Below are 22,629 nucleotides of genomic sequence, written 5' to 3'. Positions count from 1 at the left end.
GTTTCAGGCCCCGCGCAGGCGGATCGTCATCTCGAGCCGCGTGCCGGTACCGTCCGACGTCCAATGCACGGCGGAGCCGAGCTGGCGGCCGAAACTCTCGATCATGCGCATGCCGGTCCCGGTCTTCGGTCGCGGCATGGGCAGGCCGCGCCCATTGTCGGAAAGCCGCAGCAGCGCGCGATGCGCCGGCGCGGCCTGCAGCGTCAGGCCGATGCGACCAAGACCCTCGCCGAAGGCGTGCTTCAGGCTGTTGGTGATGAACTCATTCACCGCGAGCCCGAGCGGCGCCGCCTGATCCGGCGAGACCAGCAGCCCGCGCTCCACCTCCAGCGCCAGCTGCACCCGTGCCGTGCCATCCTCGTGGAAGCTCAGCAGGCTGGCGCTGAGCTGGGCCAGGTACTCGCCCAGGTCCAGCTCATCCACCTCGCCGGACAGGTGCAGCTTGTCGTGCAGCAGGCGCAGCGCCTCCACCCGCCGGCCGACGCTGCGGAGCGCGGCGCGACTTTCGGGCGCGCGCAGCTGGCGCGATTGCAGGTCGAGGATCGCGACGATCACCTGCAGGTTGTTCTTCACCCGGTGCTGCAATTCGCGCAGCAGCCTTTCATTGTCATCCGCCTTGCGCCGCAGGCGCGCATTGGCGCGCAGCCGCCCGACCGCCGAGGCGAGGAGATTCGCATAGCTGCGCAGGAAGGCGATGTCCTGCTCGCCGAAGGCATGCGGCCTCAGGCTGTCCACCTGCAGCACGCCATAGGGCGGCCTTCCGTCGACACCCATGATGACGACGCAGGCACAGGCCCGGCAGCCATGCGCCTTGACGAAATCCGGCACGGCGAAGCGGGTTTCCTTCGCCAGGTCCTGGCAGACCACGCTCTCGGCGCTGCGCAGCGCCAGTCCCTCAGATCCCGTGCTGAGATGGGTGCTGAGCCCGCCGACCACGCCCGGCTTCCAGCCGATGCCGGCGCGGACCGTCAGCGTCTGCCCATCCTCCTCCAGCGCCACGACCTTGGCGAGGCTGGTGCCCAGCGCCTCCGCCACCAGGCGGCAGGCCTCCTGCAGGATGGTGTCGAGATCCTCCGACTTCAGCGCGAACTCGCCGAAACGCGCCAGCGCCGCCTGCTGGGCGAGAAGATGCTCGGGGTTGGATCGCATCAGGGTGGGCATGCGGCCCGAAGCTTGCGAAAGGTCGCTTGGTTGCCTCCGCAGGTGGCTCAGAACTGCGTCATCATCGCCAAGCGGCGGGTCCTGCCGGCTCAGCCGCAGTCGTGGAACCCGCCGCCTGGCAGCGGCACGAGGTCCAGGATGCCCAGCGCCGTGAAGCCCTGGCCCTCCGGCGCCAGCACCAGCGCGGAGCCTTCGGGGAAGGCGCGGCCCCCAACCGCATCGCCCGCCACCATGATGGCGGGGGTGCGGTGGCCGACCAGCACGCGGTTCGTGCCCGCCGGCACGGCTTCGGTAAACAGCCGGCGATGTTCCGCCAGCACCCAGCCGAGCCGGCCGCCGGCATAGTCATCCGCCAGCAGGCTGTCCGTCACCCGCACCTCGGCCGCGCCGAAGGCCAGTTCCGCCGTATCCCGGGCACGGAACACCGGCCCGGCCAGCACCGGCCGCGCCACCGGGATGCCGAGTTCCGCGAGCCGCGGCCCGATCCGCGCTGCTTGGGCGCGCCCCTGCGGCGAAAGGTTGCGCTGGCCCGGCCGGTCGCCGATACGAAAACTGCGGTCGCAGGGCTGCCCGCGCGTATCGGCGTGGCGGAAGAACAGCACCAGCCCGCCCTGGCGCAGCCGCGCCACCAGGGCCGCGCCCCCGTCGCTGTCCACCGGCTGCGGCGTGAGTCTTGCCTGGGCGCGCGCCGGGCCGGCCGCGAGCAGGGCCAGCAGAAGGGTCCGGCGGTCAGGCGCCAAGGATCGCCTCCACCACCTCCTGCACCTCCAGCGCCTCCCGCAGTGTGGCCAGGTCCTGGGGCTCGCCCTTCGTCAGGGCGGCGAGTTTCGTCAGCTGGTCGCGCAGGACCATGGGGCGCATCTTCTCGTTCGGCAGCGCGTCGGGCGAGGGGCGGAAGGTGCCATCCGGGTCCAGCTTCTCGGCCAGCGACCAGTCGCGCAGGCGGATGCTGCCGGACTCGGCCTCCAGCCGCCACTCGTTGCTCTCGTCCCGATCGGTGCCGCCGACCTGGCCGGAGAGCAGCACGGGCGTGTCGCCGGCGATCAGCCGGGCGCGCACCGCCGTCTCCGCGCCATCGCCGGCGGGGAATGCGGCCGCGCGTTCCAGCAGCACCAGCTTGCCGAGCTGCCGGCGCGTCAGGAACAGGAAGTGGGACAGAACCTCCCGCGTGAAGCCGCCCTCGGCGCGCTTTGCCAGCCAGCCGGCGGCGGCGTGCTGCCAGCCGCGCGGCCAGGTGGCGAATTCCGCACGGATGGTCAGCGCCCGCGGCGCGCCCAGCCCTTCGCGCCAGGCGCGCAGCTGCGCCACGGCGGGGGAGGAGGCCATGGGGAAGTTCACCGCCGCGCGGGCGCCGGAGGCTTCCGCCGCCTCGACGAAGGCGCGCGCCGCGGCCAGGTCGGCGGCCAGCGGCTTTTCCAGGAAGGCGGCGCGGCCGGCGGCGAAGGCCGCACCGGCATGTTCCAGATGGGAGCTGGGCGGGGAGGCGATGTAGAGCGCATCGCAGGCCGCGATTACCGCCGCCGGGCTTTCGAGCATCGGCAGGCCGGGCGCGATCTCCGCCAGCCGCGCCGCGGCGGCCGGGGAGGGGTCCCAGACCGCGACGGGGCGGATCACATCCGGGTCATGCGCCAGCGCCGCGCGCAGCAGGCGTTCCCCCATGATGCCGAAGCCAACCACGCCCAATGCGACCGCCATGATGCCCCCTGCTGCAATCGGGGTCCGGTTTACCGGCTGTCGGCCTCGCGTCCAGCCCTGAGTGCGAAGACGATGAGGGAGACGACGGCCAGCAGCCCGCAGGCGACGAAATAGGGCAGGGTCCAGCTGCCGGTGGTGGTGACCGCCCAGGCGAAGGCGCTGGGGGCGGAAAGATAGCCCAGGAAACACAGCAGGATGGCGCCGGAGGAGGCCTCCGCCACCCGATCCGGCGGTGCCACCCGGGCGACCTCGGCCAGGAAGATGCCGTTCCAGCTGGCTGCGGTGAAGCCGGTGGCCACCGCCAGCAGCAGGCCCACCGCCCAATGCGCGCCGGGGCCGAACATCACCCAGAGCGCCGAGAGGCCGGCGGCCACCAGGCCATGGATGGCCAGGCTGCGCGTGGCGTCCCCCAGCCGGTCCGCCGCCCAGCCCAGCACCAGCCGCCCGGCGACGCCCGCCACCTGCATGGCGGCGAAAAGGCTGCCGGCGGCGGCCAGGCCCATGCCATGCGCCTCCACCAGCCAGGTGACGGTGAAGGCAAACAGGCTGCCCTGCAGGGCGGCGAAGGCGAAGGCCTGCAGGGTGAGCGGCGGCAGCACGCGATGCATCCGCAGCACATTCACCGGGGCTGCCAGGCGGCGGGGCGTGAAGGCCTGGCGCAGGCTCTGGCCTGGCTCGCGTTCCGCATCCAGCTGCGGGCGCAGCGGCTGGATCAGGGCGGCGCAGGCCAGCGCCACCAGGATGGCCGTCAGCAGCGCCGCCTGCCAGCCATAGGCGGCGGCGACCGGCGCCGCCACCAGCCCGGCCAGCGCCCCGCCCGCCGGCGCCCCCGCCTGCTTGACCGAGAAGATCAGCACCCGGTGGCGCGGCGGCGCCGTGGCCTGCAGGATGCGGCTGCCGGCGGGGCCCGTGGGGCCATAGCCGATGCCCATCAGCAGCGCGGCGAAGGGCAGCATCCAGACAATGCCCGCCGCCGCCGCCAGCAGCGCCAGGCTGCCCAGCAGCGCGCCCGCCTGCAGCATGCGGAGCGGCCCGTAGCGCGCCACCAGCGGCGTGCCGAACAGCAGGAACAGGATGGCGCCCAACGTATTCACGCTGGCGAAATTCCCGATGGCCTCCGGCCGCACGCCCAGCTCCGCCGTCATCAGCGGCGCCACCACCGGCACCGCCTGGCTCAGGAAGGTGCCAACCGTCTGCATCAGCAGGGTGGCCGATAGCGCAGCGACCCAGGGCTTGAGCACGCCCCGCGTCAGCGCCGCAGCCGCAGGTCGAGGCCCTTGGCGATCCAGCGCGCCTCGATGCTGTCGAGATCCGTCATGCCGGAGGGGCGCGCCTTGGAAGGCTGGTCGCGCAGCGTCGGCGCGCGGTCGCGCTGCCAGATGCCGTACAGCCGGCGCAGCTCCACCAGCGGCAGAGGGTGGTCGTCGACGCGCAGCGAGAGGTCCGGGAAATCCTCCGTCGTGGTCAGCACCAGGGCGGCGGATTGCCGGCCGCGCCGGTCGCCGCCCGCGGCCTCCCCGGCATCCAGCGCGGCCAGCAGGCGCTCGGCCACCGAAAGGTCCGGATTGGTGACGAAGGCCGCGTAGGTATCGGCCAGCACGGCGGGCCCGGCCAGCATATTGCCGGCGAAGGAGACATGGGCAGAGGTCACATCGCCGCACCATTCCACGCAATTGGCGCCGGTGAAGGCGGCGCTGCGGCCGTGCCGGTCCACCGCATGGATCTGCCGCAGCCCGCGCCCCTCATCGCCCGCCAGCGCACCCTCGATCGCCGCCGCCGGCGACAGGCCGCGCGCCATGCCATCCAGCACCGCGGGCCCGAGATAGCGGTTGGTCATCGACTGGGTGGAGACCGCGCCCACGCCGGACCGCACGAAGGGGCAGGAGGCGCCGACCGCGAAGGCACAGGTGGTGACGGCGACGGCGAAGGCGCCCGTCTCCGGATCATGGGCAACGATCGACCAGGTCATGGCAGGAATCCGACTCGCAATGACCGGCACACTACATGCCCTTCCGCGATTGCGCGCCAGCCCGCACTCGGCCATTTTGGGCCGAAGCAATTGGGGAGGAATGCAGCATGTCGTTCGGGATCTCGCGCCGCCATGTCCTGGCCGGAATCGGGGTGCTCGCGGCGCCTGGCATCCTCCGCGCGCAGTCGGCCTGGCCGGACCGGCCGATCCGCCTGATCGTCCCCTTCGGCGCCGGCGGGGCGATCGACACGCTGTCGCGTACGGTCGCGGCCAAGTTCTCCGAGGTGACGGGCGGCCAGACGCTGGTGGTGGAGAACCGCCCGGGCGCCGGCGGCACCATCGCCGGCGCCGCCGTGGCGCGGGAAAAGCCGGATGGGCTGACGCTGATGATGGCCGATATCGGCGCCAATGCCATCGGCAAGGAGCTGATCCCGAGCCTGTCCTACGACCCGCCCACCGCCTTCACGCCGATCATCCACCTGGTGAACCTGCCGGCGGTGCTGATGGCGCATCCCTCCGTCACCGCGACCACGGTGCAGCAGGTGATCGACCAGGCCAAGGCGCGGCCGGACGGCTTCACCTATTCCTCGGCCGGCAATGGCAATGGCAGCCACCTGTTCATGGCGCTGTTCCTGAAGGAGGCCGGCATCCGCATGGTGCATGTGCCCTACCGCTCGGGTGCCGAGATGGTCACGGCGTTGATCCGCGGCGATGCGCAATTCGGCTTCCCCACCGTCTCCTCCGGCATCGGTCAGATTCGCCAGGGCAATGCCAAGGCGATCGCGGTGGGCAATGCCTCCGGCACGCCGCTGCTGCCGGATGCGCCGGCCGTCTCCACCGTGCTGCCGGGCTTCGAGGTGGCGGTCTGGCACGGCATCGTCGCGCCCGCCGGCATGGATCCGGGCCTGGTGCGGCAGATCAACCAGGTCTTCGGCCGCATCGCCGCCATGCCGGATGTGCAGCAGCGCATCTTCGAGACCCAGGCGGGCAGTGTGGTCGGCGGCTCGCCGGAGGATTTCGCGGCGCATATCGCGCGCGAGGTGGCGCGCTGGACGCCGATCATCCGCGAGGGCGGCATCACCAGCGGCTGAGCCGGCGCCGCCCGGGGCGTCAGCCCTTCTTCACCCAGCCCTCGCCGCCGGGCGGCCGCTGCAGCATCGGCCGCTCGAAAATCTCGCCGAGCGCCGCGTAGTAGGGGCCGCCGAGGCGGGCCACCGGGCGCATCTTCGTGGCATCCACCCGGCTGCCGTCGAAGACCGCCTTGGACAGGTGGAAGGCCACGATCTCCCCGATATAGAGCGTGTTGATCCCCCGCCCGAGGGTGATCGCCTGGTCCAGCCGGCATTCCATCTGCACCGGGGAGGCGGCGATGCGCGGCGGCTTCACCCGCCGGCTCGGCAGCAGGGCGATGCCCAGCGCCTCGGCCTCGCTGACCTCAGGCGGGTAGTCGGCGGCCGAGCGGTGCATCACCTCCATCGTCGCCTCGGTGGCGACATTCACCACGAATTCGCGGCTTTCCAGGATGTTGCGGGCGGTGTCCTTCACCTGGCCATCCGTGCCGGCGCGGGTCGCGATATTGATCGCCAGCATGGGCGGGCTGGTGGCGACGTAGTTGTAGGAGCTGAAGGGCGCGGCATTCACCCGGCCGCTGGCATCCACCGTGGTGATCCAGGCGATCGGCCGCGGCACCACGCAGCCCACCACCAGGCGATAGGCCGCGGCGCTGTCCAGGCCCTCGGCGTCGATAAAGCTGTAGTCGCTCTCGGTCATGCGATCCCACCCCAGGGCGGCCTCGCGCCGCTCAAGGGTCTATGGACCAGGAAGATGACCTTTTGTCGACGGGGGCGTCAGCCTTTTCGGGCCAGCAGCACGAAGGCCAGCGCATCCTCCGGCCCCGCGCGGCGGCCGAGGTGGCGGGCGGCCTCGATGAACTCCGGCTCCTCCTCCAGCGCGGCGAGGCCTGGCGCGGCGCCGGGCAGGGCCCAGCCGGGCGAGAGGAAGCAGCCATCGCTGCGCACCACCTGCAGCCCCGCGGCGCGCAGCATCCCCGTCACCTCGGCGGCAGTGAAACCCAGCGGCGGCACGGGCAGGCCGAGGCGGCGCTGGGCCCGCAGCGGCAGGCTGTCGCGGTTCATGGCGCTCAGCATCAGCCGCCCACCCTGGGCCAGCACGCGGGCGGCCTCGGCCAGGGCGGCGGCCGGATCGGCCAGCATCTCCAGGCTGTCCAGCAGCAGCGCCGTGTCGAAGCTGGCGGCCGGGAAGGCCAGGCGGGCCGCATCCATGCGCGCGAAGGTGAAGCGCGGATCGCCTGCATGGCGCGCCTGGGCGGCGGCGATGGAATCGGGCGACAGGTCGATGCCGGTGATGCGCGCGGCCCCCGGCAGCAGCGGCGCCAGGCGGCCCGTGCCGCAGGCGATGTCGAGCACCGCCTCATCCCGCGCATCGCCCAGATAGTCGGCGACCAGGCGGTCGAGCTCGGCCTGGAAGGCGGCCTCCCGCGCCGTGGCCGGGGCGCCGGGGACCAGCCAGGGGCGTGGCGGTGCCGCCGCCTGGCGGGCCGGCGGGCGCGGTGGCCGCGGCGGGGCGGGGGGGAAGGGCGCCGGGCGCGGCGGCGGTGGCGGCGCGGGCGGGGATTCGGGCATGGCGGCGGCAACCGGTTCGGGTTCGGGCGCGGGCACGGGCGGCAGGGCCTGCCGATTGGCCTCGAAGGCGCGGACATGGTCGGTCTCGGTCAGATCCGGCAGGCCCGGGCCGGGCTGGGCGAAGACGACGAAGACCGGATTGGCAAAGACCGGCTGCGCCGTGCCCGGCAGCGCCTCCAGGAAGCCGCGCGGGATGCGGTCCAGCTCCCCCTTGTGCACCACCACCCAGGCGAAGTCGGCGGGGCTGGCCGCGGCGGCGAAGGTTTCCGCGCGGGGGATCGCCCAGCGGAAGGCATCTGGCGCCACCACGCGGTCCGGCGGCGCGAGGCGGCTGCGCAGGAAGAGCGCGGTCTCCGCCCAGGCGGGGTCGTCATGCGGGAAGGACATGCGGGGTGGGTAGCCTGCTGGTTTGCGCCGCCAGTTTCGCGGCGCCAGGCGAGCGGATCAAGAAGCGGTGGTCAGGCGGGCGGGCAGCCGAGCTGGTCCGCGAGCGCCGGAAAGCTCGGCGCGACGAAGTCCCAATCCTGCTCCGGCAGCAGATCCTTCGCCTGGTCCGGCCCGTATTCGGTGGGGCGCGGGATGAAGGCGGTGCGGAAGCCGCAGCGCCGCGCCGCGGCCAAGTCCCCGTTGTGGGCCGCCACCAGCATGCAGGCCTCCGGCGGCAGCCCCAGGATCTCGGCGGTGCGGAGATAGGCGGCTGGGCTCGGCTTGTAGGCCTGCGCCACCTCCGCGCCGAGGATCGCGTCCCAGGGCAGGCCGGCGCGCTTCGCCAGGTTCAGCATCAGCGCGATATTGCCGTTGGACAGCGGCGCGATGATGAAGCGGGTCTTCAGCCGGCGCAGACCCTCGACGCTGTCCGGCCAGGGGTCGAGGCGATGCCAGGCCTTGTTGAGGTGATCGAGCGTGGCCTCTTCCAGCCCGGCGGGGTCGATGCCGTGGTCGGCCAGCACCGCCTCCAGGTTTTCGCGGTGCAGGATGTCGAGCCGGGTGAAGGGGCGGGCGCCGCTGCGCACGGCGTCCATCGCCGGCTGGTAGCGCCGGCGCCAGGCGGCGGCGAATTCCACCGGGTCGGTGCCCGGCGCATGCTCGGCGAGGAAGGGCGTCACCTCCCGCGCCACCGATGTGCGCCAATCCACCACGGTGCCGAAGACATCGAAGAGAAGGGCGCGCACCGGCGGGGCCATCACTCGGCCGCCTTGGGCAGGTTGCCGGCGGCCTCGGCCCACTTCCGGTCGAATTCCCAGACCTCGGGGAAGCCCATCAGCTCGCACATCTTGGCGAAGCTGTAGGCGTCGTTGACGCCCATATTGTTGGAGTGGCCATCGGCCTTGAGCTGGGAATAGGCCTTCTCCAGCGCCGCCGCGACGGTCAGGAAGCCCACCGCCGGATAGATGGCGATGCGGTAGCCCATCGCATGCAGCCGGTCCGCCGGGACGATCGGCGTGCGGCCGCCCTCGACCATGTTCGCAAACAGCGGCTTCTTGATGTGGCGGCCGACCTCGGCCATTTCGGCCTCGCTCTCCGGACTCTCGATGAAGATCACATCGGCGCCGGCCTCGGCATACATCAGGCCGCGGCGGATCGCCTCATCCAGGCCGAGCGCGGTGCGGGCATCGGTGCGGGCGATGATGAGGAAATCCTCGCTCTGCCGGGCCTCCGCCGCGACGCGGATCTTCAGCGCCATCTCCTCGGCCGGGATCACCTTGCGGCCCGGGGTATGGCCGCACTTCTTGGGAACTTCCTGGTCCTCCAGCTGGATGGCGGTGACGCCCGCATCCTCATAGCCGCGGACGGTGTGGCGCACGTTCAGCAGGCCACCATAGCCGGTATCGGCATCGGAGATCACCGGCGTCTTGCAGCCCTTGGCGATGGTGCCCATGCGGCTGACCATGTCCGTGTAGGTCGCGATCCCCGCATCGGCCAGGCCGAGATGCGAGGCCGTGACGCCGAAACCGGTCGCGTAGAGCGCCTTGAAGCCGAGCCCGTCCGCGACCTTGGCGGAGATCATGTCGAACACGCCGGGCGCCAGGATGAACTCGTTGGCGGCAAGCGCCTGACGAAGCGAGGGGTGCGGCATAGCAAAAATCCTTCAGGCGTCGGTGAGGAGGAATGGCACATTGGCACGGTCTGCGATGGCGCGGATCTGCGCCTCCAGCCCGGCCGGGATGGGAATGCCATGGGCGCTGCGCTCGGCATGCTCCGCGCGCTCGGGATCGCCGGGCACGAGAACGGGCTGGGCCGGGTCGGCGGCGGGGGTTGCGCGCAGCACATCCACCACCTGGTCCAGGTCCTGCTCGAAATCGCCCTGCGGGCGGAAGGCGGCGGGGTCGATCGCCAGCATGAAATGGCCGATATCGTCCGGGTCCTCGGGTCGCTGCGTCCGCACGCGGATCGGGGAGAAGGAGGCACCGGACAGCGTCGCCCCCAGGATATGCGCCATCAGCGCCAGGCCATAGCCCTTGTGGCTGGCCATGTCCGGCGTGCCGCCGACCGGGGAAAGGCCGCCTTCCGGCTTCTCGAAGACCTGGGCGACGGCGGCGGCGCCATCGGTGACAGGCTGGCCCGCGCCATCCATCACCCAACCGGCGGGGATCGGCCGGTTGCGCAGCGCCTTGGCGCGCACCTTGTTGGCCGCCGCCGTGGTGGTGGCCATGTCCAGCAGCACGGGCGGCTGGCGCTGGCCGGGGGCGGCGAAGGCGATCGGGTTCGTGCCGAGCACCGGCACCGCACCATGCGTCGGCACCATGGCCATGGTGCGGGTACCGCTGGTCACCAGGCCGAGGCAGCCATTCTTCGCCGCCAGCTTCACATACCAGCCGGCCGCGCCGAAATGGTGGCTGTTGCGCACCGCGACGGCACCGATGCCGTGGCGCTTGGCGCGCTGGATCGCCAGCCGCATCGCGAAGCTGGCCGCCGGATGGCCGAGCCCCGCGCCGCCATCCACCAGCGCCACCGCGCCGCTGTCGCGTTCGATGCGCGGGCGGCTGTCCAGCTTCACCTGGCCGGCATGGCGCATGCCCTCGTAGCTGGCGAGCATGCCGATGCCGTGGCTGTCGACGCCGGCGAGGTCGGTATCCAGCATCACCTCCGCCGTCTCCGCCGCCAGATCCTCCGGCATGCCCCAGGCGCCGAGGATGGCCAGGATCTGTGCCCGCACGCTCTCCGCACTTGCCCGCATGGTGTCGTCGTTTCTCCCTTCTGGCGCAGCGCGCAAGGGGTGGACCGGGCCGGGCGCGGCGTCAATCGGCCGGGCTGGGGCGGCGAAAGGCGCGGCCGGGGTATTTTGTATTGAAATCAAATCGATTGTGCCGTGCCCGCCGGCCTCGCTAGGATCAGCCGCGGGCCGGACGGCCGGTCCCCTCGGGCAGCCAGGGAGAAGCTGTGATGTCAGGCCAGCATGGGCCGATGGCCGGGTCCGCACGTGCCAACCCCGCCACCGAAGCACCGGACGCCACCGCGAGCGGAGAGGCGCCGCTGCAGCGCCCCACCCCCCGACGACGCGACCCCTTCGCCCATGGCGCGCTGCCGGTGCGCCCCACCTTCCTGCCGGAGGAGGCGGAGCCGCAGGGCAGCCGCAGCGAAATCTGGGCGATCCTGAAGGGCCTGGTCGTAGCCGTCGCGGTGATCTTTTTCCTCGGCTGGATGCTCACCCAGCGCTGATTGATGCGTTGTCGTGCCATCGGGCCTGGCGCCCGAAGGAGCGACCCATGAGAGCCCCGATTGCTTCTGCTGACCTGTCCCGCGTCGAAGGCGCAGCCGCCGCGAAGCGGCCGGCCGAGAGCCTGTCCGCCGGCGCGGTCCCGGCCGACAACGCCGTGGCGCCGCCGCCCGGGCCGCGCAGCCCCTTCACCCCGCCCGAGGCCGCGCCACCCTCCCGCCCCATCGCCAAGCCGGAGGAGGGGGCGCGGCGCCACGAGGGCCTCGCCGCCTTCGGCTCCGGCGTCATCGTCCTGCTGGTGGCGGCGCTGGTGGCCTGGCTGCTCTATCTGGCGCTCGGCTGAGGATCGCGCTGTCCTGTCCCCGCTTTTTGGGGGGAGGACGGGATGGCAAGGCCAGTGATGCTGGTGACCGGCGGGGGCCGGGGCATCGGGGCCGCGGTGGCGCGGCTGGCGGCGCGCGACGGCTATGACCTGCTGCTGACCTGGCGCGGGGGCCAGGACGCGGCCGAGGCCAGCGCGGCCGCCTGCCGGGCCGCCGGCGCGGCGGTGGAACTGGTGCAGGCGGATGCGGGCGACCCCGAGGCCACGGCCCGCGCCTTCGCCAGGCTGGATGCGCGCTTCGGCCGGCTGGACGCGCTGGTGGCCAATGCCGGCATCACCGGCCCGGCCTCCGACTTCCTGGCCTCGACCGACGCGACCTGGGCCGAGGTCTTCCGCGTGAACGTTCTGGGCCTGGCGAGTGCCTGCCGGCAGGCGGCCGCGCGCATGGCGACCAGCCTGGGCGGCGCCGGCGGCGGCATCGTCGCCGTTTCCTCCCGCGCCGCGCAGATCGGCTCCGCCTTCGAATTCGTGCACTACGCCGCCACCAAGGGCGCGGTGGATTCCCTGGTGCTCGGGCTGGCCCGCGAACTGGCCGGGGAGGGAATCCGCGTGAATGCCGTGGCGCCCGGCATGATCGACACGGACATCCACGCCAGCGCCGGCATCCCGGAGCGGATCGGCCGCATCGTGCCGAATATCCCGCTGCGCCGCATGGGCACGCCGGAGGAGGTGGCGGAGACCATCCTGTTCCTGCTCTCCCCGGCCAGCGCTTATGTCACCGGCGCGGTGCTGCCGGTGGGCGGCGGGCGCTGAGGCGCGGCGGGCATGCCTCGGGGGCGTCCGGAAGCCTTTCGTGACCGGACAGGCCTCTAGCGGAGGAAGCTCACGCCTCCGTTGTGTTTGCAACCGGGGGCCCGCTTCGGTATTCCAGCCTCATGCAGATCGAACGCCGGCCGCTCCTCGCCGCAGCCCTCGCCCTGGTCGCAGCGCCCGCAGGTGCCCAGACCATCCGCCCGGCGAGCATGCCGGCGGCCATGCCGCCCGCCATCGCGCCGGGCCTGGCGCCCACCGATGCCCTGCTGAAGCTGGTGGACCGGCTGCTGCGGCTGGAGGAGGACGGGCTGGACCCGCGCCACTATGCCATTCCGGACAGCAGCCTGGCGGCCAGCGACCCGGCGGCCTATCGCACCGCGCTGCATGCGGCCTCGGCCGCCGCGCTGTCGGACCTGCTGCTGGGCCGGGTGCGGGACATGCCGGGCCGGCCGGACCTGCGGCGCGACATCTCCGGCGTGAACATGGAAGCCTGGCTGGCGGACCTCGCCACCACGCCGGACCCGGCGGCGCTGCTGGACCGCGCGGCGCTGCGCCCGCAGGACGCCGCCGCCCTGAAGGCGGAACTCGCGCGCCAGCGGCAGATCGCCGCCCAGCCCTGGTCCCCCATCCCGGGCGATGCGACCATCGACCCCGGCATGGTCGATGCGCAGCGCGTGCCGCTTCTGCGCGCCCGGCTGGCGGTGGAAGACCCCGTCCTGGCCGCGGCGCCGGATGCGGGCGCGCTTTATGACCGGGTGCTGGAGGATGCGGTGCGCCGCTGGCAGGCCGCCAATGGGCTGGAGGTGGATGGCCGCGTCGGCCGCATCAGCCTCGGCCTGCTGAACCGCCCGCTGACCGCCCGGGTGGACCAGCTGCGCGTCGCGCTGGACATGCGCCGCGCCGCGGCCCCGCCGCCGGCGGAGCGCCGGGTGGATGTGAATGTGCCTGACTACCGGCTGCGGGTGATGGAGGGGGAGCGCGAACTGCTCGCCATGGCCGTCATCGTCGGCCGGCCGGACCGCGCCACGCCGATGATGGCGGTGCGGCTGACCGCCATCCAGTTCAACCCGCCCTGGGGGGTGCCGGAGCGCAATGCGCGGGAGGACCTGCTGCCGCGCTTCCGCCGCGACCCGCAGGCGATGATGGAGCGCGGCTTCCGCGTCTTCACCGTGGTGGGTGGGGAGCGAATGGAGATCGATCCGCGCACCATCGACTGGTCCAGCATCAACGGCCAGCGCTTCCCCTATTTCGTGCGGCAGGATGCGGGCGATTCCAGCGCCCTCGGCCGGCTGAAGTTCATCATGCCGAACAACGAGGACATCTTCCTGCACGACACGCCGGACCGGCACCTGTTCCGCCGCCCGGACCGCGCCTTCTCCTCCGGCTGCATCCGCCTGGCGGAGCCGAACCAGCTGATGGCGCTGCTGCTGTCCGGCACCCCGGGCTGGGATTTGGCGCGGGCGGAACGCGCCTTGGCCAGCCGCGCCACCAGCGTGGTCTCGCTCTCGCGCAGCCTGCCGGTGCGGCTGCACTACCATACCGTGATGGTGGAGGCCGGCGGGCGGGTGCGGATCCGGCCCGACATCTACCGGCTGGACGCCGCCTATGCCCGCGCCATGGCGAATGTGCCGCGGCTGGTGGCGGGGCTTTCGCGCCCGGCTGCGAGCAACCAGACGGCGGCGCGCTGATGCCGGGCCTGTTCGGCCATGGCGGCCTGTGGTCCGGCGCCTGCCCCTGCTGCGGGCCGGAGGGTCTGGTCCCGGCCGAGGCCCTGCCGCGGCGTGGCCTGCTGGCGGCGGTGCTGGCCGGCAGCGTGGCGGCGGCCGCGCCGGTGCAGGCGCAGGGCGCCACCCGAAGCCTGCGGGTGCGCCGCCAGGTCACCAATGACAGCTTCTCCGGCGTCTATTTCCGCGATGGTCGCTACGACCGGGAGGCGCTGCGCCAGCTTGATATCGTCTTCCGCGACCTGTCGCGGGCCGAGACCACGCCGATGGATCCCCGGCTGTTCGACGTGATGTCGACGGTGGCGCGGCAGATGGACGCCAGCGACGAGACCTTCGAGGTGGTCAGCGGCTATCGCACGCCCGAGACCAATGCCGGCAATGCCAGCCGCAGCCGCCGCGTCTCCCGCGTCTCGCTGCATATGTCCGGCATGGCGGCGGATTGCCGGCTGCCGGGGCGCAGCGCCGTGCAGTTGGCGCGGCTGGCTTCCGAGATGCGGCTGGGCGGCGTCGGCCTCTACAGCCGCGACGGCTTCGTCCATCTGGATTGCGGTCCCGTCCGTCGCTGGTAGCCGGCCTCAGGCGGCCAGGCCGATCCCTGGATCCGCGGCGCGGCGAAAGCCCTCCGCAATATGCGTGGCCAGCGCATCCACCGCTGGCACGCCAAGCGCGGCTTCGTGCCGCAGCAGCAGGATTCCCATATCCGGCAGCGGCGGCAGCCCCTCCGCCTCGCCCAGCCAGGCCAGGCCCTGGGGCAGGGTGGTGGGCGTGCTGACGGTGATGGCCAGCCCGGCCAGCGCCACGGTGAAGCAGCCGGTCTGGGTGGCGGAGTTGTAGGTCACCCGGTAGCCCCGCCCGGCCTGGCGCAGGGTGGATAGCGCCGCCTCCCGCCAGGCGCAGGCGAATTCGGGGCGGGAGATGTGCATGTTCGGGCGCGACAGGGCCAGCGGCAGCGGGTCCCGCCGGTGCAGGCCGAGCGTGGCGCTGCCGACCCAGCGCAGCGGGCCGCGCCAGATGCGCTGCGCCGCGACGCCGGGCGGTTCCTGGCCCTCGCTGACCAAGGTGAGGTCGAGCTGGCCCTGACGGAACTGCTCCACCAGCACATCCGAATTCAGGCAGGTGACGTCCAGCTCCACCGCCGGATGCGCCTCGGCGAAGCGGGCCAGGATGTCGGGCAGCCAGTTCAGCGCGTAGTCGTCCGGCGTGCCGAGGCGCACCGAGCCGACCATGGGGGGCGCGCGGAAATTGCTGACGATCTCGTCGTTCAGCGCCAGCAGGTCGCGCGCGCGGTCCAGCAGCCAGGCGCCCTGCGGCGTGGTCTGCACGCCCTTCGAGGTGCGCACCAGCAGCGGCTGGCCCAGCAGCTGCTCCAGCCGGCGGATCTGCATGGATACGGCGGATTGGGTGCGCCCGACACGGTCCGCCGCACGGGTGAAGGACCGCCCCTCCGCGATCAGCACGAAGGCGCGCAGCAGGTCCGGGTCCAGGCCGGGCGGCAGGGGCGTCATGGGGGAAGCATCAACGATGATGATGCTCAACGTCAATAGAAGTCGTTTTACTGATGCTGCCCAGGGAAGGAAGCTGCCGATGGTTCATCAGCAGAAGGATTTCTCCCATGTCCGGCTTCTTGCTCTCGCCTGGTGGTGGCGTGCGGCGGAAGGGCCAGCTCACGCCGCGCCACGCTGCCTCCCGCCCGGTTTCCGGCTGGCTGGACTGGCTGGCGGTGATGCTGCGCCATGTCACGACGCGGCAGCAGCTGGCCGAGATGGATGACCGGATGCTGAAGGATATCGGCCTGACGCGCCGCGAGGCGCTGAGGGAATCCGGCCGCGCGCCCTGGGATATCGGGCCCGGCGCGCAGTAGCGACCGGCCTCCGCCGCCTGCGCGGGCGGCGGAAGGCGGGGACGGTTCAGTCCAGGCTCTCGGCCACTTCCAGCATCGGCTGCGGAGCGCGGTTGAAGGCTTCCATCAGCTGGTCCGCCTGGCTGATGGGGCGCACTTCCACCGCGGCGAGGCCGGCATCGAGCATGCCCAGCTCCTCCGCGATGCGGGGGGAGAGGTCGATGATGCGGCCGCGGATGAAGGGTCCGCGATCCTCGATGACCACGGTCCGGGTCTCGCCGTTCCGCAGATTGGTCACCTCGACCACGGTTCCGAAGGGCAGGGTGCGGTGCGCGGCGGAGTTGGAATTGGGATCGAAACGGTCCCCGTTGGCCATAGTGCGTCCGGTGAAGCGGTGCGGGTGGTAATAGGACGCAATTCCACGCTGGGTTGCGAAGTCGCTGGCTTGGCTCGGCAGAGGGGCGGCGGCGGGCAGGGCCAGGAAGGCCAGCAGCACGAGGCGCCCCTTGGGCAGGGTTGGCAACAATCGGTCCTCCTTCACGCCACCCGCCTCGGGACGGAGCGGCCTCGGGGGCATCCGGTTCGCGTCATCGACCCGGGCAATGGCCCGGAAATGGCTGACCAGTGGCGTCCGCGACCGGCGCCTTGCGCCGGAAACCGCGGTTGCATCTGCCCTTGGCTACGAGGCGGCGCGCCGGGGGGTGCGTCGCGGTGGTGATGCCGCGCGATGGGGGGCGGCACGCCTTAAGGGCCGCAGTAGGCCCGCCCCCGTCAAGCTTTTAGGTTCCGCGTCTCAGTTCCGCGGCGCGATCCGCTCGGATTCGTGCATCGCGGCGTCGATGGATAGGATGAAAACCTCACGACCTTCACGGGTTTGTGATAATCCCACCACGTCCACACCCGTGAGCGCCGCCAGGGCCGGGGCCGCTCCGGCCCGCAAAAGGGCGGTCACCAGCCCGCGGACCCGGCCTTCGGCATCCAGGGCCGGCCCGCCCGAATAGCCCATGAGCGCGCCGATTCGGGCGGTGAAGCCGGGGCCGCGCCCGCCCAGCACCGTCTCCGGCTGCTCCACCACCCCCTGCGCCAGGGCGGGACCCGCCGCCGGGGCGCCGATCGCCCAGATCGCCTGGCCCTGTCGCGGCGGCCCCGCCTGGCGCGGCACCGGCAGGAAGACGCCCGGCGCCACGGCGAGCACCGCGAGGTCCATGCCGGGGCTGCGGGCCAGCACCACTGCTTCCACCACGGCCGCGCCATCGCCGCGCCGCGCCTGCAGCCGCGTCGCACCCTCTGGCAGGACATGGGCATTGGTCAGCAGGCGGTCCGGCGCCACGGCGAGGGCGGAGCCGAGCGGCACCCCATGGGCGGAAAGCGCCGCGAAGCCGGTGCGGGCGGCGCTGGCCGCCGGGCCGTCCGCGGCTTCCTCCGCCGGCAGCCGGGCGCAGCCGCCCGGCAGGAGGGCGAGCAGGGCCGCCAGCAGGAACAGGGACAGGCGGCGGGCTCGGAGGCCGGGCCGGGGCAGGGACGGCGGAAGGCGCATGGCAGGATCCTGGACCGCTGGGCGAGGCGGACCCTGCTCCCGCTCGCCTTGCCGATTCCTGAAGCCGCTTCCGGGAGTCGCCATAGTATTTGCGAATGACTCGCAATTGCTGTAATCCTGGGCCGGTCACGCAGGAGCGATTCCATGGCGACAACCGGCCTCCCCAAATGGCCCTGGACCGGCGCGGAGGCCGATGCCCTGCCGCCCGCCGAGCGTCTGCTGATCGATTGTGCCCGCGCCTGGGCCCAGGCAGCCCGCTTCGGCCAGCCCGCTTTGTTGGCGTTGCGCCGGCTGCTGGCGACCGAGGATGCGATGGCGGCGGCGGAGCCCTTGGATGCGCTGCTGCGCGCCCTGTCGCAGCACCCGCTGATGCTCGGCTGCCCGCTCTGTCCCCGCCTGGTGGGGGAGGAACCGGCCCTGCTGCTGGCCGTGGCTTGCGCCCAGCGCGGCCCGCGGCGAGAGGCGCTGGCCTGCCTCCTTCGGCACCTGCCGCCGCACCAGGCCTATGCCGCCACCGGGGCTGCCATCGCGCTGGGCTGCGCCTTCCGCCGCTCGGGCCTGAAGCTCGGCGATCCCTGGGGCGGCTGAGGCGCAGGGAGCGCTTCCGGACCGAAGGCCGTCCATGGCAGAAGGCCGCGCCGCGATCCCGTGCGGCCAGGAGTGATCCATGGACCGCCGAGTCTGGCTGTTGACGGGCGCGCAATTCGCCTCCGCCACCGGCGCCTATGCCTTCACCGGCCTGATCGCCCGCATGGCGCAGGATCTCGGCATCAGCCTGGCCACCGCCGGGCAGCTGGCCGCCATCTATGCCCTGACCTTCGCCATCGCCGGCGCGCCGATCGCGGCCGCCACCGCGCGGGTGGAGCGGCGGCTGCTGCTGACGGTGGGGCTCGGGCTGATCGCGGTGCTCAATCTCGCCACCGCGGCGGTGCCGGATTTCGCCACCGCGCTCGGGCTGCGGGTGGCCACGGCGCTTGCGGCCGCGCTGGTGCTGCCGGCGGTCGCGGCTTCCATGCTGGTGCCGCCGGCGCAGCGGGGGCGCGCCATCGCCATGGTGATGGCGGGGCTGACCCTGGCCTTCTCGCTGGGCATCCCGATGGGCACCGCGATCGGCGGGGCGGTTGGCTGGCGCGGCACCTTCGTCTTTGCCGGGCTGCTGGCGGGGATCGCCGCCATCGCCGTGCGCATCGGCCTGCCCCACCTGCCGAGCACCGATCGCGGCGGGGCGGGCTCGCTCGGCCTTGCCCTGCGGCCGGAGATCCTGCTGGTGCTGGGCGTGGTGGCGCTGGCCTTCGGCGGGCTGTTCTGCATCGCCGCCTATCTCGGCCCCATCGTGACCCGCACCACGGGTATCGAGGGCTCGGGCATCGGCGCGGTGCAGGTCTTCGTGGGGCTCGGCAGCCTGGTGGGCATCGGCTTCGGCGGCCGCCGGGCGGATGCCGCCGGGGCGGGCGTGCCGGTGGCGCTGCTGTTGGTGCTGGCCGCGGCGCTGCTCGGCTATTCCCTGCTGCTCGCTTTGCCGCCCGCGCTCTGGCACGTGGCGCCGCTGAGCCTGGTGGTCTTCGCCGGCTCCGCCGCGCTGTTCGCGCTGGCGCCGCTGGTGCAGGCCCGGCTGATGGGGCTGGCGCCGCAGGACCGGTCGGTGGCCTTGGCGCTGAACGGCGCCGTCATCTATGCGGGGCAGGGGGCGGGGGCGGCCTATGGCGGCGCGGTGATCGCGGGCGCCGGCCTGGCCTGGACCGGACTTGCCGGCGCCATGCTGGCGCTGGCCGGCGCGGCCCTGGCGCGGAAGGCTTTCCGAGCGCACGCGGCATAGGGGCGGCCTCTCGGCGCCATCGCGTTTCCTCGCTTGATCGGACCGTCCCGGCATGCGGCTATAGCGGCGGGAAACGGAGAGAATCACGATGCAACGCCGCTCGCTGCTGGCTGCTCCTCTTGCCGCGACGCTGGCCGCACCAGGCCTGGTGCGCGCCCAGGGCACCTGGCCGGACCGCCCGGTACGGATCGTCGTGCCCTATCCGCCCGGCGGGTCGAACGACACGGTGGCGCGCATCCTGCAGCCGAAGCTGAGCGAGCTGCTGGGCCGGCCGGTGGTGGTGGAGAACCGGGCCGGCGCCTCGGGCTCGGTCGGGTCCTCGGAAACCGCGCGGGCGGCGCCCGATGGCTATACCTGGCTGCTGGCCAATGACACGCTGGCCACGAACGAGACCCTGATGCAGCTGCCCTACCGGGTGATGCAGGGCTTTTCCTTCTGCACCCTGGTCGGCACCTGCCCCTATGCGCTGGTGACCCACCCCTCCACCCCCTTCCAGAATTTCAGCCAGATGGTGGCGGCGGCCAAGGCGCGGCCGCAGACGCTGAACTACGCCACCACGGGCGTGGGCAGCGGCGCGCATATCGCGACGGTGCTGCTGCAGCAGCGCGGCGACTTCAAGCTGGAGCACGTGCCCTATCGTGGTGGCGGCCCCGCCTTGCAGGATGCGCTGGCCGGGCATGTGCCGCTGTTCATGTCGAATATCGTGATCATCCTGTCGCACATCCGCGCCGGCGCCCTGCGGCCGCTGGGCCTGACCCAGAAGACCGAAAGCCGCTACCTGCCCGGCGTGGTGCCCTTCACCCGCCAGGGCTTCCCGGATTTCGAGGCGCTGACCTACTGGCTGCTGGTCGGGCCCGCCGGGATCCCGCAGCCGATCCTCGATCGCATGCAGCAGGCGGTGAAGCAGGTGCTGGCGGAGGCCAATGTGCAGGCGCGGATGGCGGAGCAGGGGGCGGATATCGTGGGGTCCACCCCCGCCGAGACCGAGGCCTTCGTCCGCGCCGAGATCGAGAAATGGGGCGCCGTGATCCGCGACAACAATATCCGCGCCGAAAGCTGATGGCCGGGCCAGGCCGGCGTATCCTCGGGCTGGCGGCGGCGGGGCTGCTCTGCGCGCCCGCCTTGGCCCGCGCCCAGGCGGCCGGGCCGCTGCGCATCATCGTGCCCTTCCCGGCCGGCGGGTCGAACGACATCCTGGCCCGGATCCTGCAGCCGCACCTGGCGGCGGGGCTCGGCCGGCCGGTCCTGGTGGAGAATCGCGCCGGCGGCCTGGGCGCGGCCGGCGCCATCGAGGCGCTGCGCGCGCCGCCCGACGGCGGCAGCTGGCTGCTCTCCTTCGATACCGAGGCGACCAATGCCGCGGTGCTCGACCTTCCCTACAACCTGTTGGAGGATTTCATCCCAGCCGGCCGTGTGGCGACCGGCCCGCTGGTCTTCGCCGCCCATGCGGGGCAGCCCTGGCGGGACATGGCGGAGCTGGCGGCCGCGGCCCGGGCCGGGCCGATCGACTTCGCCACCAATGGCACCGGCGCCATCCCGCACCTGGCCATGCTGGCGGCGGAGGCGGCACTCGGCTTCCATCTGCGCCATGCCCCCTATCGCGGCGGCTTCCAGGCGGCGGAGGATGTGATCGCGGGCTTCGTGCCGCTGATCGGGTCGAATCTGCCAGTGCTGGGCCCGGCACTTCGGGCCGGCACGCTGCGGGCGCTGGCGGTGACGACGGCGGGGGAGAGCCCCTTCCTGCCCGGGGTGCGGCCGCTGGCCGAACAGGGCGTGCCGGGCTTCGAGGCCGGGACCTGGTGGGTGCTGCTCGGCCCCGCCCGGGCGCCGGCCGCCGCCCATGCGGCCATGGCCGAGGCCCTGGCCACCGCCCTGGCCGAGTCGGAGGTACGGGCGCAGATCCTGGCGCAGGGGGCGGAAGTGGCGCCGCTCGGCCCTGCGGCCACGCGCCGTTTCCTGGCGGCGGAGGTGGCGCGCTGGGGCGAGGTGATCCGCCGGCACGGGCTGCGCGGCTGATGCTGGAACGCCCGGGCTTGGCGAAGCCGCCACGCCGCCCTTAGGGTCAGTCCGCAACGAAACCATGGGAGGAACCTGCAGATGATGCAGCGCCGTCAATTGATGACCCTGACCGGGCTGGGCCTCGGCGCCAGCCTGGCCGCCCCCTCCGTCCTCCGCGCCCAGGGCAATTGGCCGGACCGGCCGATCCGCCTGATCGTGCCCTGGGCGCCGGGCGGGTCCACCGATACGGTGGCGCGCCTGTTCCAGCCGCGGTTGGCGGCCGTGCTCGGCCAGCCGGTGGTGATCGAGAACCGGGGCGGCGCCTCGGGCTCCATTGGCGCCTCCGAAATGGCGCGGACGCCGGCCGATGGCAGCGCCTGGATGCTGGCCTATGACAATGAGGCGCCGAACCAGACCCTGCTGCGGCTGAACTACCAGACGCTGGAGGCGCTGGTGCCGGTCAGCCTCGTGGCGACAGGCCCGCTGGTGATGACCGCGCATAGCTCCACCCCCTTCCGCAATTTTCGGGACGTGGTGGATGCAGCGAAGCGGAACCCCGAGGCGTTGAACTACGCCAGCTCCGGCGTCGGCGGCCTGGCGCATATCTCGACCACGCTTCTGCAGCAGCAGAACGACTTCAAGCTGACCCATGTGCCCTATCGCGGCGGCGGGCCGGCCGTGACGGCGGCGGTGGCGAATGAGGTGCCGCTGTTCATGACCAATGTGGTCATCGTCTCCCAGCATATCCGAGCCGGGACGCTGCGGCCGCTGGGCGTGACCACGCGGGGGGAGACCCGGCATGTGCCGGGCACCCAGAGCTTCGCCCAGCAGGGCTTCGGCGATTTCGAGGCGCCGACCTGGTGGGCCTTCTTCGGCCGGGCCGGCACGCCGCAGCCTATCGTCGACAAGATGCACGCGGCGCTGCGCCAGGTGCTGAACGAGCCGGAGGTGAAGGCGCGCATCGAGGAGCAGGGCTGCGACATCGTCGCCTCCACCCCCGCGGAATGCCGGACCTTCGTGGCGGCGGAGATCGAGCGCTGGGGGAAGGTCATCCGCGACAACAACATCCGGGCGGACAGCTGAAACTTTTTCCTCGGAAAAAATGCGGTTCGATGACGGGGGCGGCCGGCATGGGCCGCCCCCTTTTGCGTCCCAGGCCAGGGTTTACCTGGGTTAGCCGGCCGGGGAGGGGGGTCTGGAGGGCCATTTGACAGGCAGGCCACCCGCCACTAGAAAGCGCCCACCGACGACGAGGCAGCCACTTGAAACTGAGCGGACACTCCGCTAGCTTCAACGGCCCGCCGAGGCGGAGGTAACGGGATAAAGAGGTCGGTATCCTACGGGGTGCTGGCCGATCGGTCCCACTGCTCATTCAATCTGTATATCTGTTGAGGGAAGAGTATTGGTTGCTCTTTGGCTCTTGTGCCGGGTGCGGCTCACGCGAGTGGGTTGTG

Annotated in this window: 25 protein-coding genes; 12 read left to right on the top strand and 13 right to left on the bottom strand. The window is 72.4% G+C overall.

Going from position 1 to position 22,629, the window contains the following annotated elements:
* Positions 1-3: 3 nt before the first annotated feature.
* The 5 genes from J3S20_RS27220 to J3S20_RS27200 form a co-directional block, all read right to left on the bottom strand.
* Positions 4-1,161 carry a sensor histidine kinase gene (locus J3S20_RS27220; RefSeq protein ID WP_216840079.1) on the bottom strand — a complete coding sequence of 386 codons (1,158 nt, stop codon included), beginning with the start codon at positions 1,159-1,161 and terminating at the stop codon, positions 4-6.
* 89 nt (positions 1,162-1,250) lie between these two features.
* Positions 1,251-1,901 carry a histidine phosphatase family protein gene (locus J3S20_RS27215; protein ID WP_216840078.1) on the bottom strand — a complete coding sequence of 217 codons (651 nt, stop codon included), beginning with the start codon at positions 1,899-1,901 and terminating at the stop codon, positions 1,251-1,253.
* Complete coding sequence (locus J3S20_RS27210; protein WP_246603339.1) at positions 1,891-2,856, bottom strand: Gfo/Idh/MocA family oxidoreductase; 966 nt, start codon at positions 2,854-2,856, stop codon at positions 1,891-1,893. The genes J3S20_RS27215 and J3S20_RS27210 overlap by 11 nt, the downstream gene beginning before the upstream one ends.
* 29 nt (positions 2,857-2,885) lie before the next feature.
* Positions 2,886-4,097, bottom strand: coding sequence for an MFS transporter (locus J3S20_RS27205; protein WP_216840077.1), 1,212 nt, complete (start codon positions 4,095-4,097; stop codon positions 2,886-2,888).
* Between the two features lie 8 nt (positions 4,098-4,105).
* A complete protein-coding gene (locus J3S20_RS27200) occupies positions 4,106-4,825 on the bottom strand; it encodes a DUF1028 domain-containing protein (protein ID WP_216840076.1) in 720 nt (239 codons plus the stop codon).
* Positions 4,826-4,932: 107 nt separating this feature from the next.
* Here J3S20_RS27200 and J3S20_RS27195 point away from each other — a divergent pair, with 107 nt between their 5' ends.
* Entirely contained in the window at positions 4,933-5,916 is a 984-nt protein-coding gene (locus J3S20_RS27195; protein ID WP_246603338.1) for a Bug family tripartite tricarboxylate transporter substrate binding protein, read from the top strand.
* A 19-nt stretch (positions 5,917-5,935) separates the two neighbouring features.
* On the opposite strand, the gene J3S20_RS27190 is transcribed toward J3S20_RS27195, so the two are convergent.
* The 5 genes from J3S20_RS27190 to J3S20_RS27170 all read right to left on the bottom strand — a co-directional run bounded on the left by J3S20_RS27190 (position 5,936) and on the right by J3S20_RS27170 (position 10,624).
* Positions 5,936-6,595: a flavin reductase family protein gene (locus tag J3S20_RS27190; RefSeq protein WP_216840075.1), complete on the bottom strand. Its 660-nt coding sequence runs from the start codon at positions 6,593-6,595 to the stop codon at positions 5,936-5,938.
* A gap of 77 nt (positions 6,596-6,672) precedes the next feature.
* On the bottom strand, positions 6,673-7,854 hold the full coding sequence (locus J3S20_RS27185; RefSeq protein ID WP_216840074.1) for a class I SAM-dependent methyltransferase: 1,182 nt from the start codon (positions 7,852-7,854) through the stop codon (positions 6,673-6,675).
* Between the two features lie 71 nt (positions 7,855-7,925).
* A complete protein-coding gene (locus J3S20_RS27180) occupies positions 7,926-8,651 on the bottom strand; it encodes a haloacid dehalogenase type II (protein ID WP_216840073.1) in 726 nt (241 codons plus the stop codon).
* Positions 8,651-9,544 carry an isocitrate lyase/PEP mutase family protein gene (locus J3S20_RS27175; RefSeq protein ID WP_216840072.1) on the bottom strand — a complete coding sequence of 298 codons (894 nt, stop codon included), beginning with the start codon at positions 9,542-9,544 and terminating at the stop codon, positions 8,651-8,653. The genes J3S20_RS27180 and J3S20_RS27175 overlap by 1 nt, the downstream gene beginning before the upstream one ends.
* Positions 9,545-9,556: 12 nt before the next feature.
* Positions 9,557-10,624 carry an Ldh family oxidoreductase gene (locus J3S20_RS27170; RefSeq protein WP_216840071.1) on the bottom strand — a complete coding sequence of 356 codons (1,068 nt, stop codon included), beginning with the start codon at positions 10,622-10,624 and terminating at the stop codon, positions 9,557-9,559.
* A 248-nt stretch (positions 10,625-10,872) separates the two neighbouring features.
* Between J3S20_RS27170 and J3S20_RS27165 the strand changes: the two genes are divergently transcribed.
* From J3S20_RS27165 to J3S20_RS27145, 5 genes are all read left to right on the top strand, one after another.
* A complete protein-coding gene (locus J3S20_RS27165) occupies positions 10,873-11,127 on the top strand; it encodes a hypothetical protein (protein ID WP_216840070.1) in 255 nt (84 codons plus the stop codon).
* Between the two features lie 47 nt (positions 11,128-11,174).
* Positions 11,175-11,468, top strand: coding sequence for a hypothetical protein (locus J3S20_RS27160; RefSeq protein WP_216840069.1), 294 nt, complete (start codon positions 11,175-11,177; stop codon positions 11,466-11,468).
* Between the two features lie 42 nt (positions 11,469-11,510).
* Positions 11,511-12,260 (top strand): SDR family oxidoreductase, encoded by a 750-nt coding sequence (locus tag J3S20_RS27155; protein ID WP_216840068.1) that lies wholly within the window; start codon positions 11,511-11,513, stop codon positions 12,258-12,260.
* A gap of 122 nt (positions 12,261-12,382) precedes the next feature.
* Positions 12,383-13,948, top strand: coding sequence for a L,D-transpeptidase family protein (locus J3S20_RS27150; protein ID WP_246603337.1), 1,566 nt, complete (start codon positions 12,383-12,385; stop codon positions 13,946-13,948).
* Complete coding sequence (locus J3S20_RS27145; RefSeq protein WP_216840067.1) at positions 13,948-14,553, top strand: DUF882 domain-containing protein; 606 nt, start codon at positions 13,948-13,950, stop codon at positions 14,551-14,553. Before J3S20_RS27150 ends, J3S20_RS27145 begins: the two co-directional genes overlap by 1 nt.
* Before the next feature lie 6 nt (positions 14,554-14,559).
* On the opposite strand, the gene J3S20_RS27140 is transcribed toward J3S20_RS27145, so the two are convergent.
* Entirely contained in the window at positions 14,560-15,489 is a 930-nt protein-coding gene (locus J3S20_RS27140) for a LysR family transcriptional regulator (RefSeq protein ID WP_216840066.1), read from the bottom strand.
* Between the two features lie 107 nt (positions 15,490-15,596).
* On the opposite strand from J3S20_RS27140, the gene J3S20_RS27135 reads away from it, so the two are divergent.
* A complete protein-coding gene (locus tag J3S20_RS27135; RefSeq protein ID WP_216840065.1) occupies positions 15,597-15,845 on the top strand; it encodes a DUF1127 domain-containing protein in 249 nt (82 codons plus the stop codon).
* 46 nt (positions 15,846-15,891) lie between these two features.
* On the opposite strand, the gene J3S20_RS27130 is transcribed toward J3S20_RS27135, so the two are convergent.
* Positions 15,892-16,347 carry a septal ring lytic transglycosylase RlpA family protein gene (locus J3S20_RS27130; RefSeq protein ID WP_246603336.1) on the bottom strand — a complete coding sequence of 152 codons (456 nt, stop codon included), beginning with the start codon at positions 16,345-16,347 and terminating at the stop codon, positions 15,892-15,894.
* A 270-nt stretch (positions 16,348-16,617) separates the two neighbouring features.
* Positions 16,618-17,361, bottom strand: a complete 744-nt coding sequence (locus tag J3S20_RS27125; protein ID WP_216840063.1) for a trypsin-like peptidase domain-containing protein — start codon at positions 17,359-17,361, stop codon at positions 16,618-16,620.
* A gap of 144 nt (positions 17,362-17,505) precedes the next feature.
* Here J3S20_RS27125 and J3S20_RS27120 point away from each other — a divergent pair, with 144 nt between their 5' ends.
* The 5 genes from J3S20_RS27120 (at position 17,506) to J3S20_RS27100 (ending at position 22,258) form a co-directional block, all read left to right on the top strand.
* Positions 17,506-17,949, top strand: coding sequence for a hypothetical protein (locus J3S20_RS27120; protein ID WP_216840062.1), 444 nt, complete (start codon positions 17,506-17,508; stop codon positions 17,947-17,949).
* A gap of 79 nt (positions 17,950-18,028) precedes the next feature.
* A complete protein-coding gene (locus J3S20_RS27115; RefSeq protein WP_216840061.1) occupies positions 18,029-19,177 on the top strand; it encodes an MFS transporter in 1,149 nt (382 codons plus the stop codon).
* Positions 19,178-19,265: 88 nt separating this feature from the next.
* Positions 19,266-20,237 (top strand): tripartite tricarboxylate transporter substrate binding protein, encoded by a 972-nt coding sequence (locus J3S20_RS27110; RefSeq protein ID WP_246603335.1) that lies wholly within the window; start codon positions 19,266-19,268, stop codon positions 20,235-20,237.
* Entirely contained in the window at positions 20,237-21,193 is a 957-nt protein-coding gene (locus J3S20_RS27105) for a tripartite tricarboxylate transporter substrate-binding protein (RefSeq protein ID WP_216840060.1), read from the top strand. Before J3S20_RS27110 ends, J3S20_RS27105 begins: the two co-directional genes overlap by 1 nt.
* An 81-nt stretch (positions 21,194-21,274) precedes the next feature.
* The gene (locus J3S20_RS27100) at positions 21,275-22,258 is read left to right on the top strand and encodes a Bug family tripartite tricarboxylate transporter substrate binding protein (RefSeq protein WP_246603334.1); all 984 of its coding nucleotides are present in this window, start codon (positions 21,275-21,277) and stop codon (positions 22,256-22,258) included.
* Positions 22,259-22,629 lie beyond the last annotated feature (371 nt).

Source organism: Falsiroseomonas tokyonensis (assembly GCF_019024325.1).
GTDB lineage: Bacteria > Pseudomonadota > Alphaproteobacteria > Acetobacterales > Acetobacteraceae > Falsiroseomonas > Falsiroseomonas tokyonensis.
Note: the sequence above shows the minus strand (reverse complement) of the source record. Positions and strands in the feature narration are given on the sequence as shown.

What these genes read in the sequence shown, in the direction of transcription:
- J3S20_RS27160 (WP_216840069.1), top strand. Translation starts at nt 11,175, where the DNA reads ATGAGAGCCCCGATTGCTTCTGCTGACCTGTCCCGCGTCGAAGGCGCA.
- J3S20_RS27140 (WP_216840066.1), bottom strand. Translation starts at nt 15,489, where the DNA reads ATGACGCCCCTGCCGCCCGGCCTGGACCCGGACCTGCTGCGCGCCTTC.
- J3S20_RS27210 (WP_246603339.1), bottom strand. Translation starts at nt 2,856, where the DNA reads ATGGCGGTCGCATTGGGCGTGGTTGGCTTCGGCATCATGGGGGAACGC.
- J3S20_RS27145 (WP_216840067.1), top strand. Translation starts at nt 13,948, where the DNA reads ATGCCGGGCCTGTTCGGCCATGGCGGCCTGTGGTCCGGCGCCTGCCCC.
- J3S20_RS27200 (WP_216840076.1), bottom strand. Translation starts at nt 4,825, where the DNA reads ATGACCTGGTCGATCGTTGCCCATGATCCGGAGACGGGCGCCTTCGCC.
- J3S20_RS27220 (WP_216840079.1), bottom strand. Translation starts at nt 1,161, where the DNA reads ATGCCCACCCTGATGCGATCCAACCCCGAGCATCTTCTCGCCCAGCAG.
- J3S20_RS27135 (WP_216840065.1), top strand. Translation starts at nt 15,597, where the DNA reads ATGTCCGGCTTCTTGCTCTCGCCTGGTGGTGGCGTGCGGCGGAAGGGC.
- J3S20_RS27110 (WP_246603335.1), top strand. Translation starts at nt 19,266, where the DNA reads ATGCAACGCCGCTCGCTGCTGGCTGCTCCTCTTGCCGCGACGCTGGCC.
- J3S20_RS27155 (WP_216840068.1), top strand. Translation starts at nt 11,511, where the DNA reads ATGGCAAGGCCAGTGATGCTGGTGACCGGCGGGGGCCGGGGCATCGGG.
- J3S20_RS27190 (WP_216840075.1), bottom strand. Translation starts at nt 6,595, where the DNA reads ATGACCGAGAGCGACTACAGCTTTATCGACGCCGAGGGCCTGGACAGC.
- J3S20_RS27165 (WP_216840070.1), top strand. Translation starts at nt 10,873, where the DNA reads ATGGCCGGGTCCGCACGTGCCAACCCCGCCACCGAAGCACCGGACGCC.
- J3S20_RS27105 (WP_216840060.1), top strand. Translation starts at nt 20,237, where the DNA reads ATGGCCGGGCCAGGCCGGCGTATCCTCGGGCTGGCGGCGGCGGGGCTG.
- J3S20_RS27115 (WP_216840061.1), top strand. Translation starts at nt 18,029, where the DNA reads ATGGACCGCCGAGTCTGGCTGTTGACGGGCGCGCAATTCGCCTCCGCC.
- J3S20_RS27100 (WP_246603334.1), top strand. Translation starts at nt 21,275, where the DNA reads ATGATGCAGCGCCGTCAATTGATGACCCTGACCGGGCTGGGCCTCGGC.
- J3S20_RS27125 (WP_216840063.1), bottom strand. Translation starts at nt 17,361, where the DNA reads ATGCGCCTTCCGCCGTCCCTGCCCCGGCCCGGCCTCCGAGCCCGCCGC.
- J3S20_RS27195 (WP_246603338.1), top strand. Translation starts at nt 4,933, where the DNA reads ATGTCGTTCGGGATCTCGCGCCGCCATGTCCTGGCCGGAATCGGGGTG.
- J3S20_RS27175 (WP_216840072.1), bottom strand. Translation starts at nt 9,544, where the DNA reads ATGCCGCACCCCTCGCTTCGTCAGGCGCTTGCCGCCAACGAGTTCATC.
- J3S20_RS27150 (WP_246603337.1), top strand. Translation starts at nt 12,383, where the DNA reads ATGCAGATCGAACGCCGGCCGCTCCTCGCCGCAGCCCTCGCCCTGGTC.
- J3S20_RS27185 (WP_216840074.1), bottom strand. Translation starts at nt 7,854, where the DNA reads ATGTCCTTCCCGCATGACGACCCCGCCTGGGCGGAGACCGCGCTCTTC.
- J3S20_RS27180 (WP_216840073.1), bottom strand. Translation starts at nt 8,651, where the DNA reads ATGGCCCCGCCGGTGCGCGCCCTTCTCTTCGATGTCTTCGGCACCGTG.
- J3S20_RS27120 (WP_216840062.1), top strand. Translation starts at nt 17,506, where the DNA reads ATGGCGACAACCGGCCTCCCCAAATGGCCCTGGACCGGCGCGGAGGCC.